The following is a 16,672-nucleotide window of genomic DNA, read 5'->3' on the forward strand; positions in this document are numbered from 1 at the left end:
ACAGTAAGCACGCCAGAAAGACAAAAGCCGTTGGAACAAAACTTCAAAAGAAAACTTGTGCTTTTGCTCCCGACGCAAAATTGCGATCGCCAGTTCTTCAATTTCCTGGCTAAGGATGCCATAACCCTGCTCCCCTGCACAAGCACGGGCTTTGAGAGGTGTGGTGAGAAATCCGGGCCAAGTAGGCTGATGCTAATGGAATACTATGTAAATTGTGTAGTAATTGCTTAGTTAAATGTGAGTATTTATCGCAATTACGAAAGTAACATTTAACTGAATAAAAATTTGATGTCCGTGAGTGGCGTAGGCGTAGCCCGCCACAGGCATCGCTAGCGGCTCATCTCAAAGCTAGCAGCTATATACATATTTATGATAACCAGCAAAAACTAAGTAAAAGTATCAAATAAATTTGAGAAGGTAAAATTTGTTTCAAAAGCTTGGATAGGTTGACCAAATTATCAGCAAAAAGTATTAGTAAATACCAATTAATTTCTCAAGGTCAATGTAGCGTCAATCCCTGAAAGCTGCTACTGTAGATTCTCGATCCTACAGTTGAGCAAAAAGAAAGTGGCTGCTGAGTCAAAGACAATTGCGATCGCACTCAATAATGACTTCATTAACAATCTCGATCTATCGCCTGCCTCACCGGTGATTGAACAATGGCTGCAAGATGGGGTTGCATCCCACGAACAACAGCTACGCTTTGACATCAATTACGATCTCGAACCTGGCGATCCACGGGAACTCTCAGAAATTCCAGAGGTGCGGCTGTGGTTTGTGCGCCTAGATGCCAAATACCCCTGGTTAGCATTTTTACTAGATTGGAAAGCTGGAGAATTTGCTCGTTATGCCGCCATGCTAGTACCACATCAGTTCAGTTCTCAAGATGGCATCCAGTACAATCCTGAAGCCTTAGAAATATTTTTGATGCACAAAATCTTTATTTTAGGTGATTGGCTCAAACAGCAAGATATCCCCAGCCTCTCCAGGCTGAAGTCCATGGCCCAAATGCTGGGTTATGAATTAGATGATGCTTTTTTTGAGATATTTTAACACTAGCTACTTAAAAAAATATTGTGTGGCGCGATGCCTATGACAGCCTACGCACCACACAATATAAAATCATCTAAAATTTAATGACTAATTCGCTACCTCAGCCACCTCAATCACTCGCCCTTCATAGTCTTTGACTAAAAAGTTTAGGGGCTTTTGGTTACGAATCTTGAATTTCAAACCGCGCGTTTCGACTCGCATTAAAATCATTTCTAGACAGTCGTGGTCAAAACAAACGTGGCGTTGTTGATTCTTGCTACCTAAACTCGCACCAGTAATAACGTGTAACTGGGTGTTTTTCTTTAATTGATACCACAACCCTTCAGTGGCATTACTCATCATTTTGCTTGACAAACTCGGCCCAGTAGACATGTATAGCGGATCGATCCCAGTTGCGCCTATAGTTTGTTCGTAGTTGTAGTAATAGTGCAAAGGCACCTCAGCTGCTGGCAAATCTAGCAGCCCTTCATACAACTGTCGGGCAATCTCCAAATCTGACACCATTACAGTGTGTACTTTTGGGGCACTGGTGAGGAACATCCACATTGCACCAGCGTAAGCTGCTAGCAGCATTACCATAATGCCTTGGGTAGAAAACAGGCTATCTAAGGGCAGGGAAGGGAGAAAGGAACCAAAGGTAAGGGGACTGAGCAGGAACGACATCACACTAACTGCTATAACCATGAACAAATAAGGATTCTATAGGGGAATCGATTTTATTATTGTGGATTAAGACTAAAATTAAGTCCTTGTTTCTAGTTTATCAATAACTCAAGTAGTCTGAGTCTGGGCTACAAACTGGGCAACACCAAGATATTATGCGATTAACTACGGGAGTGCAATTCCCATAACTATTTTAACAACTATCAACTCAAAGAATTGTGCAAATTCCTCATTTTCCTGAAGCTAATCATCCTCTGGTAAAGTCGCTATTTCATCACACTGACCATGAACTACTGACTCTGTTTCAGCGCCATCCAGATGCCGGAAAGTATTTTACGGTGATTTTTTGCCGCTATAGCCCCATAGTGTATACCTTAATTCGGCATTCGGCGCGATCGCCTGTGCAGGCAGATTATCTGTTTGCCCTCACCTGGCGGCATATCTATTACGAACTCGGTGGACTAAATTTAACCACCCCTGAATCAGGAGAGCAAGCCTTAACCATGCAAAATTGGTTAATTAATATGACAGCTTTCTGTATTAACGAGATTAAGCTACCACCCACAGAAGCAATTCATTATTCTCTGCAAGCGACTTCGCCGCCGCTATGGTGCTATGTACAACAAGCATTAGACCAACTACCAGGTGTTTTACGATTAATCGTGTTAATGGCTCAAACTTTCCATTGGAGTGAAACGAGAATCGCTGCCTATCTGCAAGCTGAAGGAGAAGCGATCGCTCCCAATGAAGTAGCCAATTCTCTCCAGGAAGGCTATCGTATGCTAGAGGACAAATTACCCACAGATATCCGCGCCATATACTTTGGGGAAGATTTTACTCAATCTTAACTTAAGTGTAAATGCGTATATTCTTTGTCTTCAATTTAAAAACTTAAAACTTCTTCTTAGACATTCTACTTAAACCCGCAACTTTAGGGGTAATTTTTATGAAACAACGGCTTGTATTTCCCAGGCAATTAGTTTGCGTAGGTGTGATTTCTCGTCCCCAGGTACTTTTATACAGCTTTTTACTGTTTACTTTTTTGCTGAGTCCCATAACTGCGGGTGCGGCTGATATTACGCAACAACTCCACCGTCCTTTAAATAGTTCCGTTGGGCGACAATCCAGAGATGAAGCAGACAGCTTGCTGAATATCGGCAAACAACAATATGCTTCAGGGTATGCCGATAAAACAATTGCGTCTTGCTTGCAAGCACTAGAACTATATCACTCAATTGGCGACCTGAAAGCACAAGGTTTGACTTACAATTTGCTTGCCAAGGCTTATATTCAGCTTGGTAGTTCAAAAGAGGCAGAAGATGCTTTACGACGAGGATTAGCGATCGCTCGTGATACTAAAGACTTCCAATCTCAGATTTTTGTCCTAAATAATATCGGCACATTTCTCCTGCAACAAGGAGAATCTGCTGCTGCTGGTAAAATAGTCGAAGATGCACTCGCAATTGCTCGTGGTGTCAAAAACATTGAAGGGGAAGGACTATCTCTGAGTAATTTGGGTTTAGTAACTGCCAGGTTGGGAGATTATAACAAGGCGATTAAATTGTATGAAAATGCTTTACTTTTCCGCCGTCAAACGGGCGATGCCATCGGTGAAGCAAATACCCTGAATAATTTAGGTGATGCTTACCTAGCATCAGGAAATTATCAGGATACCATTGCTACCTATGGCGAAGCAATGCGAACAGCTAAAACTAGCCGCGATCGCACTAATGAATTACGAGCAATTGACGGTTTAGTTAAAGCTCACACTGCTGTCGGACGCTACGAAAGAGCCTTTGATTTACTAGAGCAACGTTTAGCACTCGCTAAAGAATTGCAAAATTTGCGAGAAGAATTAAAATCTTTTGAGTCTTACGCTCAGGTATATAAGCAACAAGGTAATTACCTCACTGCTCGTAATTTTTACGAAAGGGCGATTATACTGGCGCGGACATTAGAAGACAGCGAACAAGAAGTGCAATTGCGGGATCAGTTAACTCAAATGCTTCAACGAAAGTAGGGAAAATTCATAAATTTCTCCTACTTTCGTACTAATTTGTTTGATTAATTTAAGAAAACTGAACCGTTCCGTTCAATTCTCATAGCACTTCTGCCCTGGGCTGCATTTGTGGCTTCGTTAAATCTAACTTCCAAACTTCCTGGCTCTGAAGAAGCTTGTGGAGTCACTAGCAATTGTCCGCGATCTTCTCGTTCAAATGTCACCGTTACTGGTGCTTTTAGACCTTGCAATATTACATTTGACTTACCTCGTAGCGATCGCGGTGCCGTATCGCCAATCACTTGGAAAGTTACATTAGCCGCAGTGTCATTTTCCAACTTGATATTAACTGTACCATTAGTCAGTGCGATCGTTGCGCTGGGGGTTTGCCGTGGTTGTAGTAGTTGTGGTTGGTCACTGGAAACTCCTCCTGGTGAGGGCTGTTGAGTTCGATCGCCAGGAATTGGGCGTGGTGGTCTAACACTTGGCCCTGGTGGTACGGGAGACATTTGCCCTTCACCCCTGGGAACTGGGCGTGGTGGCATAGCACTTGGCCCTGGTGGTACGGGAGACATTTGCCCTTCACCCCTGGGAACTGGGCGTGGTGGCATAGCACTTGGCCCTGGTGGTACGGGAGACTGGGAGCGGTTATAGGGTGGTTCGCTAAAGATACTGGGACTTGGATTAAGGTTAGGGGTAGATTGTTGTGCTAATGCGTGAGGAATTGCTGGCAGACTAATCAGTAATCCCCCACAAATAGCGCCAAGTAACTCAGCAGACTTACGAAAATTTTGAGACTCAGTATTCATTCTTGACTCCTGAAAAAATATCCAACTAATAATCTTCTTTTAAAAACTTAAAACAGCAGATTTAATTAGATTTAATCTGTCACTGTACATCCAAGATAATATCAATGGCGGGCATTTTTTGTATCTAACTAGAGACTAGATAATAATCTCAAATTAGACATAACTATTCCATCCACAAGGCTGAAAAAGCTAAATTATTAGCGATCGGTCATAAAAACAAGCAAAAAGTCTAATGAGTTCTTGAATTTAAAACAATTCAGAAAGGATGAAATTTATTTGCTTTTCTACATGGATCGCAGGAAACCAAAACTTATTGCCAAATTAAGACTCAAGAGTTATTGGTAAAGTGACAGTAAACGTGGTGCCAATGCCTTGGGTACTTTCAACTTGAATATGACCCTGATGATGTTCGACAATAGCTTGAGCGATCGCTAATCCCAATCCTGAACTAGTAGCATTAGTTGTAGCTGTATTCCCAGTTGTATGAGTCCGTGCCGGATCTACCCGATAAAAGCGGTCAAACAACCGTGGTAGGGCTTCTGTGGGGATTCCAACTCCGCTATCACTCACTTTAACTTGCAACTGGGCACTGCTATAACGCAGTCCAGAAACGCGATTTATTCCTTCCATCCGCACCAATTCCACTTTTACCCATCCACCGACTGGAGTGTAATATAAGGCATTAGCAATTAAATTTGTGAACAGCCGCACCAGTTGATCCCAATTGCCCACAAGGGTAAACCAATTTTCTAGTAATTTGGGGCTAGTTTCGGAGGCAGGAGGATCGATTAAGTCTAGAGAAAGAGTGATTTGTTTTTCGGGGACTAACAATTGTTGTTCTTCAACTACCTCCATCAGCAAAGCATCCAGAGGACAAGGTGAAAAGATATCTTTGCTAATCCCACTATCCTGTCGTGCTAAGAATAGTAAGTCATTGACTAACTTACCCAAACGCTGCGTTAACCGTTCCACCACCTTTAATTGTTGCCGATACTGCATAGAAGTAGTCGCTTCTACCTCTGCTAAATCCAAGTCAGCAAGGGCGACTTGCACATTTGTTTGAATCAAAGTAATGGGACTTCTAAGTTCGTGAGAAGCATCAGCAGTGAATTGTTTGAGGCGTTGATAAGATTCACCTACCGGTTCCATTGCTTTACCCGAAAGAAACCAGCCACTTGCACCTACGGAAATCACCATTAACCCAATACCTAGTGCCAAATCAAAAATTAACTCACGACTGGGTTTAGTGACTTCAAACCAGGGATGACTAACACGCAGATATCCTACTACCTGCCGCCCCACTTCTACGCGTTGGGTGATTTGTCGTAATAAGAGTGGTGAATTTTGAGTGAGGAGTGAGGAGTGAGGAGTTAAGAATTTGGAATTTTCACTCTCTCCCTTAACTACGCGCACAGTTTCACCAGTGCGGTTGGCACGAATGGGAATATTTAGCGGTTCGGATAGTGTTGACCACAGTAATTCACCAGACGGACTAAACCATTCTAGGTCGATGTGGTCATCTTCTACGGTGTCAGCATTTTCACGAAAACTGGCTTCTAAATTAATGCGAAATTTATCTACATCAGCATTAATTGGCTCAAATATGAGTGTAGATGCACAACGACTTGTTGTGAGACAACGCTCCACTATTTCTACTACATGGTTGAGGGTATCATCAATTCGCTCAATCAACGTACTGCGGACATATAAATAAACACCACTAGCAAATATTAATAGTAATACCGCAGTGACAGCAGTGTACCAAATTGCAAGACGGCGGCGAGTAGCCTGAAACATATTTTTTCACCCACTTTTTTGATTGAATATCTTTACATTACGTGTTTATACGGCTAAAAAGCAGCTCACTTTTTTAGCTCTCGTGGTTTTGCTGAGGTTTAATTTTTGCTCAAGAATTACACTCTTGTTGCAGTAAATCTGCTTAATCCTATTTAATTCTTTACAACCCGGATAAAAATCAATTTTCTTTGGCTATCTATATCGCAATTCCTTTGAGTTAAGCTCAAAATATTTTATAGAGAGGTTGCAATACAAAGTCTATACATACTTAGAATCAATACCAAAAATACTTATTTCAAGCTTATATGGTTTTAACGAAAATAATTTTTGATTTTGTCTGAAGTAAGCAACAAAAAATCATTTTCTTAAACAAACTAATGAATCGTTTTTGAGCTTCAACAGTTTATTTTTGCAGTAAAAATAGTAGTCGGCGATCGCTATTTTGAATTGATTATGCTTTTTATTCTTGAATCCACTCTACCAAACAGTATATTTCTATTGTGGAAACCTGTAAAATCTCGGATCACCAAATTGTAAGAATCTCACTAATGAGATTCAAAAAAAATTTACAATTAATTGTAACGTGCTTTTTATCTTCAACAATTCTGTTCAAAGTTATCCTAGTTCAATTTTCTGCGATCGCCTTAGAGTTTAACGATCGTAACAATATAACTTTGAATGCAGAAAATAAGATTGCTAGTGATGACAGGTTATCAAAATCGGAGAACCTAGATGCTTCAAAAAATAAAATTATATTAATACAAAGTTTAAAAAAGGCGGACTCTAACTTACAGAAAAATAAACAACTTTCAAAATTAATTCCCATTGAGCTAATCGCGGAAAATGATGCAAATCTTAGCGATCGGAGTTTGCTAAATTCAGATAAAGGAGATAGTCCTGAAAGCAAAGCCCAGTTCAAAGAAACTTTAAAAGATACTAACTCTGACTTACAGAAAACTAAACGGTTATCAGAATTTACTAGAGCTAATGTTATCCCAATTGACGTAATTGCGGAAAATAATGCAAATCTTAGCGATCGGAGTTTGCTAAATTCAGATAAAGGAGATAGTCCTGAAAGCAAAGCCCAGTTAAAAGAAACTTTAAAAGATGCTAACTCTGACTTGCAGAAAACTAAACGGTTATCCGAATTTACTAGAGCTAATGTTATCCCAATTGAGGTAATCGCGGCAAATAATGCAAATCTTAGCGATCGGAGTTTGCTAAATTCAGATAAAGTAGATAGTCCTGAAAGCAAAGCCCTGTTAAAAGAAACCTTAAAAGATGCTAACTCTAACTTGCAGAAAATTAAACAGTTATCCGAATTCACTATAGCTGATGTTATCCCAATTGAAGAGTATAAAGTAGAACCTCCCAAGCCACCTGATGAAGGTGAAGAACAGACTAAGCCTAATACAACTAAACCGAATGTACCAGCACAACAAATACTAATACAAAAGCTACGTCGTTCAAAAAAGCAACAACAAACACAACAACAAAAAATAATTATTGATGCTCTGACATTTAGTGCTAATAAGTATCCTTGGATTGTTAATCCTACCGATAATCTTACTTTTTCTACAGAATTATTTAAGCCAAATGAGAATGAAAATTATATAGATACGGATATAAGTTTAAAATTTTCTGGAGACAATCAGATTATTAATAAGTTTACTTATGCTAAATTTCCCAAAGCTGACCAGTTTTACTGGGTTCTTGATAATAATAGAATAGTAGTTGAAACTAAAGGCTCCCAAATTGGCATTCTGTCTCAGGGAAGAGAAACTAATACTTATATTACCCAAAATGTAACCTCACAACAGGCATTTTGGGGATTGCAAACTCTATTCGCTATACCTACAGATTTTCAGAATTTATTTGGAACCGTTGATGCTCAGAATTTTTCTATAACCTCAATAGCCGGACAATTGGTAAATCCTGAAGGCGTACCTGCCGGCAGAGTTACTATTAATAGTGGAATTAATGAAAACAATCCTAATGTCACAGTTCTAAGAAATCCTATTCTAGCTATTGGTAGCGGCTCTACTTTGAGCGTTGATGGTGGACAAGCTTTATTTCAAGCTTTAGATGCTGTCAATGCTCCCAAAATTTTGCAAGGCTTTCCAACGACGAACATACAGCCTTTATTAGATGGTGGAAATGTCAAACTCAAAATAGGTGAAGTTATTCCTAATAGTGCCTTAGAAGCTGCTGGTATCTCCTGGGGAAATATATTGACGGGAGAAGGTTTTGGTTTTACTGCTCCTGTTTCTTCCTTACCAGGTATTAAGGTTGCTCAACTTGGCAAATTTGATAACTTTGACTTGTTAAATGTAGCAGTCAATCCTTTTCTCTCTCAATCTCAGAAAGACTACCATTATCTTAACTCTTTACAATGGGTATCTTTAGGGAGAAGACAACCTGTATTTGAGACACTATCCCAAACCCAAGAAAGTTCAGATTGGCATAGATTGTATGTTAGTCGTCCTCATAATCGCAGCTTAATTCAATACGATCCAGTTGCCATTAAAGCTACTTATTCTAATATTTTTTCTGCCCCAGGGTTATCTCTCACAGCTAAATTCAGCGATACTAGCCTTGATGCTATTCAATCAGTAAATTCTACATTAGGTTTACTATTAGGTGAAGTTTTTGAAGCTATTAAAATTGATAATATTCAACAAGGTTTACAGGAAGCTAGAGAAAAGCTGAAGAATGGAGAAGATTTTACTTCTTTAAATACAACTGCTACATCTGAACAAAGAAGACAAATCAATAACAGGTTGAATCGCACTTTATCTTATGCCAATGCATCTAGTGGACTAGAGCAGGTATCTGGAACTTACACATTTCCTAGTCAAGTAACTCCTAAGAACTCTAGTATCTTGCAAATAAGAACGGGAAACCACAAACGAGCAGTTCAGTTTCTTGAAAGAGATATTTCTATTTTAAATGAAGGTAATACATTCTTTTCCGATCTCAGGCTCTCTAATGAAAAATTTGGCCCTTTGACTTATATTGGTCTTCCAATTCCTTTAAATGATACTTCCATTGATCCTGTTAATGAATCCTCTGCTGCCGAAGTAATTTTGACAAATGCCCAAGGACAACAATTTGTAGAAAAATTTAATTCAGCAGATTCGACGATAGTACCGATACAGGTGCGAGCAGCCGATTTAGCATTCGATTATATGGAACTCACTAGAGTTGACAAAATAGGTGTTAGTTTTAATAGCTTTAACGGTTATCTATCTTTGCCAACAGTTGAATTATTAGCAGCCGGTTCTTCTGGAAATTTTAACTATAGTGCCAATGTCGGAACGTGGTTTAATATAGATGCTAACTCAGCACCAGGCGTTTCTAATAATAATTTAGGCATAGAAGAACCAACTTTAGGTTTCTACACTAATATACTTCTTAATTATATTAAAACTGATGTGCGGTTAAATTCGGCCAAAAAACCTGTCGCTGTTAATACGCATGTACCATACTTGAGAGTTGATTGGAATAGTGCCTCTAATAGAAATAATCCTTTTTCCACTTATTTAAGTTATTTATATCAGCATCAAGAAAGAAATTTCGGTTTTTCTTTAGCTCCTGGTATCGCTTTTATTGAGAATAATAGCAATGGGGATTTTTTAGGTCTTTTCAATGGAGAATTTAGTACTAGTCATGGTTTGAACATCAAGACAAGTTTAGAAATGGGTAAAGAGTATTTCTTTCAATTTCAAGGCTTACACCGAGTCAGCAAAAATATTTCTGCTGGTATTTATTTGAAAAATTATAGTATTAATAATCTGGGTTTGAGTAGCCGAGTTTCTGGCTTCAACTATGGAGTTATTCTGAGGCATAGTTTTCCAGATAATAGTGTGTTTATAGAAACACAAATTGGTACAGGTGAGAATGGATTTGACATAGAGCTTCAAGGTGGTTATCGATTTTGATAGCATCACAAAATATCTCCCAACTTTAAAAAATTTGGGAATCTAAGGTTTTTAGTTTGTCAATTCTGTTTAATCTAAACCACCTAAGCCATTATTACCAGCGCCCGCTCGGATTATAGTTGTTAAATCTTCAACAGAAGTGGTATTTTTTAATAAATTCGCTGTTGTATCAATAAATGAGCTTGGATTAGAAAGTGTAGTAGTTTGAACTAATCCTGGAGTTATAGTCAGACTAGTTATGGTTTCGTCATTTCCACCTGCGATACCTCCATAGGTAGGAGAAATTGTTAAACCTCCGTTAAAGGAAGAGCCAGAAGGTAAAGTTACCTCGCCACTGACACTGAGAAAACTACCAGAAGGTCTAATAAGAGTAACAGCGCCACGAGCAGTAGCTTGTTGTGCATTTGCTGGTTTGCCTAAAAAGTTTCCTACATTTATTAAACCTAATAGACAGATACTTCCCTGAAAAATTATAGATAATTTTTTTGATAACCTATTCATGTTTTATAAACTCCTCATGTTCTTCGCCTTAGCTTGTTTCCAGATTTTGCTTGAAAATGCAAAATTAACCTCTACTAGCAAAAGTAGAGGCGGAATCTGTCTTTATCTTTTTTTATTACTCTCGTCAGATAAAAATATAGAATCCCTGATATGAGCGTTTTGTTAACGATGAACATTTTGAGGGTTGGTATTGTTACGTAAGCGCTCGATTCATTATTTTCTAGGAGTTTCAGGGTTTATATTGATATCACTAAAGCTATGTAAAGGATTGATGAGGAGTCGCATGATAATTCTAGAACTTACGCAAAGCACAAAGGAAAAATGTAATCTTTGTATCGGAGTTTGTAACAGAAGGTAGGAGGAACTATGTGCCCCTACGAAAGCACCCGTACAACAAGATTCCCGACTTTTTTTAAGAAGTCGGGAATCTGAGCCACAAAATAAATATAGGGAACAGATATAGCATTGCTATTTCTCCTCCCTACGATCTATTAATTTATTCAACTGTTCTGTGAGTTGTTAAAAATTTTGTAAGTACTTACGATGCAAAAATTAAATCTACTCTAGACCGCCACCAGCACCAGCTGCTCTGACAAGGGCTGCTAAGTCTTCAACATTTGTAAAACTACCAGCAGCAATCTGTGCTGCAATAGCTGCTGAAATTGTGGTGGGAGGTGTGGTTGAAGATGTTCCAGTTGTTGGGGTTAATGTGAGTCCTGTAACAACTTCTTGGTTTGTACCTGGGCCAGTATTACCATTAACGACAACATCTAGTGCGGTAAAGTCTGTACCCGGAGCTGCAACCAACTCAGCACTGACGCTGAGAGAGGAACCTGATGGTCTAACTATTGTAACCGCACCCCGTGCAGAAGCTTGATCTGCACTTGCTGGTGCAGCCAGGATATTACCAACGCCAACCAAACCTAATAAGCAGATGCCGCCTTTAACGATCGCAGAAATTTTCATGATTAACAAACTCCTCGTGTTGTTTATCTTTGCGTTTTCAATATAACCATTGCTTACCAGAAATATCCCAGCAATAATACTGAAATTTTTAAAAATTTCAGAGTCCTAAATAAAAAAGACGAATACATTGATATCTTAGCCTTGATTTGAGTAATAGTAAGGAAAATCTCATAAAAATAGAGTTAAAAAAAAGCTTGTATCTACTTAATGTCTGTATATAAGTTGTTTTAATAATTACTAAAGATTGGAATTTTTAAATTCTAATTCAGAAAGCACTACAGGTAAGGCTTTAGACTGCTTCTAACACCATAATCCTATGTAAACACCGCTTGAGAATTCGTCAGCAATTGTCATAAACGCCTATGTCATATCTTTGCTAAATCTTAGAGGTTGAATGAACAAGTGTTTTGCTGTGATTTTAGGCACTTTTAGATCCCCCCTTAACCCACACCAGTTGCTCCATTTGGGGAGACCCCTTGGCGTTAGCCTCTCCCTTTGGGAGAAGGTTTATTTTTGAGTCTTTGACTGAAGTTATTTAAATACAAATAGATTTTTGATTAAGTATGATATTGATTCCTGATCAGTAGGAGGTAAAGAATCAATATGACCAAAAATTGCTTCAGCGTTCTGCTCAAGCACCCTTTAACTTAATATGTTTATTGTCCCCCAATTCAATCGGCTATATCTGCCTGCCCTTAGGTCATTATGGCAAAATCTAAGAAAAGCGCTACCCCCATCAATCTCAGCGATCCACAATATTATCTTAACCGAGAGTTAAGCTGGTTAGAATTTAATGGCAGGGTGTTACATGAAGCCTGTGACGATCGCACGCCGCTTCTCGAACGCCTCAAGTTTTTAGCAATCTTCAACTCTAATTTAGATGAATTTTTCATGGTGCGGGTTGCTGGTTTAAAACAACAAGTAGAGGCGAAAGTCAGCCTATTAACTCCCGATGGTCGGACACCACAACAACAGCTAGACGATATTAGGTCTACCCTGATTCCTCATGTAAAGAAAGAGCATCAACATTTTGAGGAAATACTTCGTCCATTATTAGCAAATCATGGCATCCATATTCTGGATTACATAGATTTGAATCAAAAACAGCGCACTCATCTAAATAACTATTTTGAGGAACATATATTTCCAGTTTTGACCCCTTTGGCTGTTGATCCTAGTCATCCGTTTCCTTTTATTTCTAATCTCAGTCTGAATCTTGCTGTGGTAGTTAAAAACCCAGACACTGAAGAAGAATTCTTTGCCAGAGTTAAAGTCCCTAGCGTATTACCACGATTTTTACCGATTCCGCCTGAATTGGGAGATCAAAATAATGACAAACCTACCCACTGGACTGGAGTATCTTTAGAACAAGCGATCGCTCATAACTTGGAATCTCTATTTCCAGGGATGAACATTCAAGAATATCATCCGTTCCGCATTACCCGTGATAACGATTTGGTATTAGAAGAAGATGAAGCAGATGATTTGCTATTAGCGATTGAACAGGAATTGCGAAAACGGCGATTGGGTGGAAGTCCAGTCAGGCTAGAAATTCAATCCCAGACTCCTGAAATAGTGCGATCGCGATTATTGCACGATTTGGAATTAACAGAAAGCGATCTCTACGAAGTAGACGGTCTTTTGGGATTGCGGGATTTGATGTCTTTTATGGCCTTGCCATTGCCGGAACTCAAAGATCCTCCACGCCAATCTGTTGTACCATTACGCCTGCAAAGGCTGAGGGAACCAAGTTTAGATCCAGATGCACTGGAGACAGACGAAGGAAAAGACTTTTTTGCTGTGATTCGAGAAAAGGATTTACTAGTACACCATCCATATCAATCTTTTTCGGCGACAGTAGTGCGCTTTATTACCCATGCGGCCTACGACTCGGATGTGTTAGCTATCAAGATGACACTTTATCGGACTTCTGGCGACTCACCCATAGTCAACGCCTTAATTGCTGCCGCCGAAAATGGCAAGCAGGTATCCGTGTTGGTGGAATTAAAGGCGCGATTTGATGAGGAAAATAATATTTACTGGGCAAAACGGCTAGAAAGAGTTGGAGTTCATGTAGTCTATGGTTTAGTGGGACTGAAAACCCACAGTAAAACCGTCATGGTGGTACGGCGCGAAAAAGACCGGATACGTCGCTATGTGCATATTGGCACTGGTAACTATAACCCCAAAACAGCACGACTGTATACAGATTTGGGATTATTTAGTTGCCGTGAAGAATTAGGTGCTGACATCACGGATCTATTTAATTTCTTGACAGGATACTCACTACAAAAGTCTTATCGAGAGTTGCTGGTTGCACCGGTGAATATGCGCGATCGCTTTTTAGCACTAATTCACCGAGAAATTGAAAATGTCCAAAACGGGTTTTCTGGACGCATTGTTGCCAAAATGAATTCCCTAGTCGATCCAGAAATTATCGCCACTTTATATGAAGCTTCCCGCGCCGGAGTGCAAATCGACTTAATTATTAGGGGCGTTTGTTGTTTGCGTCCAGGACTCAAAGATATTAGTGAAAATATTCGCATCATTAGCATCATCGGTCGCTTTTTAGAACACTCTCGGATTTATTATTTCCATAACAATACACAAGAGGAAATCTTTATCGGTAGTGCCGACTGGATGCGCCGCAACCTAGATCGCCGAGTAGAAGTAATCGCCCCAGTGAAAGACCCTGACATTGCGAAGGATTTACAAGAAATTATGGGAATTATGCTTGCAGATAATCGCCAAGCTTGGGAATTACAAGCCGATGGCAGCTACATTCAACGCCGTCCCTATGATGATTCTCCAGAAGCTAATTCACAAAAAATTCTCATGAATATGGTATTACGGTCAACTGGCCTAGCCTCAAACCTGATTGATTAAAGAACTAGTACGTTCTACCGTGACAACTAGCTCAACTTAGTTGCTTTTAGAAAACTTTAATTTTTTCAAAAGTTATCTAAGTTGTTTGTCATAGGTTTAAGCAAATTATTCAACCATTCGATAGATTCAGTGCTGGCACTTGTTCGGATAAAGTAGAGAGGTTATTCTGAATAAATTTGTCTTTCCCCTCGATGTTAATGTTATCCTGTGAGCTTTCTACCTTGCGTGTTCTAGTAGTTGATGACCACGAGCTGACTCGTTTAACCTTACAATTAGTTTTTTCTTGCCAGGAAAATATTCAAGTAGTAGGTTTAGCCAGTAATGGTGAAGAAGCTATAGAAATGGTTAAACGCTGCCATCCTGACGTGATTGTTCTAGATTTACAGATGCCAGTCATGGATGGCTGGAGTGCGTCTAGTCACATTAAAGCTATATCTCCGAACACCCAAATCCTTGCTTATTCCTCAGTGGAAGATGTAAATTTTCAGGGGAAGAAGGCAATGTCTAGCTTTGATGATGTTTGCAAGAAAGATGTACCAACAAGCGAACTCATTGCCTTAGTTAGGCAGTTAGGTCAGCGTGCAGCAGATGGTTCGGTCGCAGGATAAATGATACAGCTATGTTGCTTCGCCAACTCAGGCTTAGTTCAATTCTGGGGATTTAAGGACACAATAGTACTGAAGAGCGTCGGTATAATATAACCTGAAGTTTAGGGTTAAATCGACGCTCTTTTTGATAATTTCTACTCTACCGAAATGGTGCGTCTAAATTCATCAATTAATTCATCCAGTTCTTCTAAAGCCTGATTTACGTCAACCCTCAAAGTTCCCAGATTTGGTTGCTCCAGTAGGCTTAACAGGTAATCGCGTTTACTTTGAACTGCGACAATCCGTTCTTTTATAGTCTGTAAATCCATTATTTTTTCCCGATCTTTAAACTACCTTTAAGTTTTAAGTTAACTTAAAACCAAGCATTCTGGGGTGTTTAAGTAGGTCAACCTAATTAAATATTAAACGCTCAAGAGATAGATCCGAGGATATGGCTTTTTATTTATACCACCCACTTGGTGGCTTTAGCTAATACTCTTCCCTAATTTGTTACTCATAGCCGATGATAATAAAACTGATACCTTTTCACAAAATTCCTGCTATAAGTACGTTGGTAGGATCGTACTGCTGTCTATTTGTCAACTTAAACTAGAACTCCTCTAAAACCTTGTTTAAGACGGAGGCTAGGCATTCCCTAGTCAGAGACTCTTGGGGAGACAATCTTTAAAAGTTTATTAGAGACTGGCTTTTACCTTAAGTCGACAATAATGACATATATACGCCCCTACAGCCGATTTATTTGTTACCAAGATTTTTGGAAATTGTATTGAGGGTATTCAGAATTTATATTAATTTAAGCTCATGCTACGCAAAATCTCTTTGGGAACACTCGGTTTAACTATCGGCGGTATATTAACCATCATTGGCTTTGTCGCCTATGCTGGTAATAATGCCACACTCAATCTTGTCGGATTTTTTTACGGGATTCCTCTATTGTTGGGAGGGCTGGCACTGAAAGCTAATGAACTCAAGCCAGTTCCTTTTACCCAAACTACATCACCGTCAGCATTGATATTGCGCCAACAGCAAGCAACTGATACTCAAAATAAAATTCGCAAAGATATCACCCGATATTGTTACGGTCAAGATGCTCATTTAGATACAACACTTTCTTTTCTAGGTTTAAGTCCCACAGACCAGGAACGACCAACAGTCACAGGGTTACAAGAAAAAGAAATCAATGGTAACTATGCCCTAATTTTAGAATTTGATTCACCGCTAATACCAATTGATGAGTGGCAAAAAAAGCAGGAAAAAATGACCAAATATTTTGGCCCTGGATTGGAAATTCAAATAACGCAGCCATCAGAAAATACTATTGAGCTAGCGCTGATTAATACTCCAAAAGAGTCGCTAGTAAGTAGTCAATAGTCAAAGACAAAGTGCGATCGCTTTGGTAGCAGCAATATCGCCTTTGTTCTTGGTATGATGCAGCAATAACAAACCCTC

13 protein-coding genes are annotated in these 16,672 nt (G+C 39.3%); 7 read left to right on the forward strand and 6 right to left on the reverse strand.

Annotated elements, in window-relative coordinates; translation table 11 throughout:
* The first annotated feature begins 567 nt into the window (after positions 1–567).
* Complete coding sequence (locus tag CDG79_RS19995) at positions 568–1,053, forward strand: CRR6 family NdhI maturation factor (protein WP_094329402.1); 486 nt, start codon at positions 568–570, stop codon at positions 1,051–1,053.
* Positions 1,054–1,140: 87 nt separating this feature from the next.
* On the opposite strand, the gene CDG79_RS20000 is transcribed toward CDG79_RS19995, so the two are convergent.
* Positions 1,141–1,737: a glyoxalase-like domain protein gene (locus CDG79_RS20000; RefSeq protein WP_094343682.1), complete on the reverse strand. Its 597-nt coding sequence runs from the start codon at positions 1,735–1,737 to the stop codon at positions 1,141–1,143.
* Positions 1,738–1,934: 197 nt separating this feature from the next.
* Between CDG79_RS20000 and CDG79_RS20005 the strand changes: the two genes are divergently transcribed.
* Positions 1,935–2,564 (forward strand): RNA polymerase subunit sigma-70, encoded by a 630-nt coding sequence (locus tag CDG79_RS20005; RefSeq protein WP_094343683.1) that lies wholly within the window; start codon positions 1,935–1,937, stop codon positions 2,562–2,564.
* A 98-nt stretch (positions 2,565–2,662) separates the two neighbouring features.
* Positions 2,663–3,736 carry a tetratricopeptide repeat protein gene (locus tag CDG79_RS20010; protein ID WP_189525054.1) on the forward strand — a complete coding sequence of 358 codons (1,074 nt, stop codon included), beginning with the start codon at positions 2,663–2,665 and terminating at the stop codon, positions 3,734–3,736.
* Positions 3,737–3,780: 44 nt separating this feature from the next.
* Here the strand turns inward: CDG79_RS20010 and CDG79_RS20015 are convergent, their stop codons facing one another.
* Positions 3,781–4,524 (reverse strand): hypothetical protein, encoded by a 744-nt coding sequence (locus CDG79_RS20015; RefSeq protein ID WP_094343684.1) that lies wholly within the window; start codon positions 4,522–4,524, stop codon positions 3,781–3,783.
* Between the two features lie 321 nt (positions 4,525–4,845).
* Complete coding sequence (locus CDG79_RS20020; RefSeq protein WP_094343685.1) at positions 4,846–6,321, reverse strand: sensor histidine kinase; 1,476 nt, start codon at positions 6,319–6,321, stop codon at positions 4,846–4,848.
* Between the two features lie 548 nt (positions 6,322–6,869).
* Between CDG79_RS20020 and CDG79_RS20025 the strand changes: the two genes are divergently transcribed.
* Entirely contained in the window at positions 6,870–10,262 is a 3,393-nt protein-coding gene (locus CDG79_RS20025) for a hypothetical protein (RefSeq protein WP_189525055.1), read from the forward strand.
* Positions 10,263–10,331: 69 nt separating this feature from the next.
* Here the strand turns inward: CDG79_RS20025 and CDG79_RS20030 are convergent, their stop codons facing one another.
* Complete coding sequence (locus CDG79_RS20030) at positions 10,332–10,763, reverse strand: hypothetical protein (RefSeq protein WP_094343686.1); 432 nt, start codon at positions 10,761–10,763, stop codon at positions 10,332–10,334.
* A 558-nt stretch (positions 10,764–11,321) separates the two neighbouring features.
* Entirely contained in the window at positions 11,322–11,729 is a 408-nt protein-coding gene (locus CDG79_RS20035) for a hypothetical protein (protein WP_094343687.1), read from the reverse strand.
* Between the two features lie 705 nt (positions 11,730–12,434).
* On the opposite strand from CDG79_RS20035, the gene ppk1 reads away from it, so the two are divergent.
* Both ppk1 and CDG79_RS20045 read left to right on the forward strand, forming a co-directional pair.
* Complete coding sequence (gene ppk1, locus CDG79_RS20040; protein ID WP_094343688.1) at positions 12,435–14,615, forward strand: polyphosphate kinase 1; 2,181 nt, start codon at positions 12,435–12,437, stop codon at positions 14,613–14,615.
* Positions 14,616–14,806: 191 nt separating this feature from the next.
* A complete protein-coding gene (locus CDG79_RS20045) occupies positions 14,807–15,223 on the forward strand; it encodes a response regulator (RefSeq protein WP_094343689.1) in 417 nt (138 codons plus the stop codon).
* A 134-nt stretch (positions 15,224–15,357) separates the two neighbouring features.
* On the opposite strand, the gene CDG79_RS42490 is transcribed toward CDG79_RS20045, so the two are convergent.
* Positions 15,358–15,531, reverse strand: coding sequence for a hypothetical protein (locus CDG79_RS42490; protein WP_094329394.1), 174 nt, complete (start codon positions 15,529–15,531; stop codon positions 15,358–15,360).
* A gap of 493 nt (positions 15,532–16,024) precedes the next feature.
* On the opposite strand from CDG79_RS42490, the gene CDG79_RS20055 reads away from it, so the two are divergent.
* Complete coding sequence (locus CDG79_RS20055) at positions 16,025–16,594, forward strand: DUF2854 domain-containing protein (RefSeq protein WP_094343690.1); 570 nt, start codon at positions 16,025–16,027, stop codon at positions 16,592–16,594.
* Positions 16,595–16,672 lie beyond the last annotated feature (78 nt).

The sequence above is a fragment of the Nostoc sp. 'Peltigera membranacea cyanobiont' 232 genome (assembly GCF_002245985.1).
GTDB lineage: Bacteria > Cyanobacteriota > Cyanobacteriia > Cyanobacteriales > Nostocaceae > Nostoc.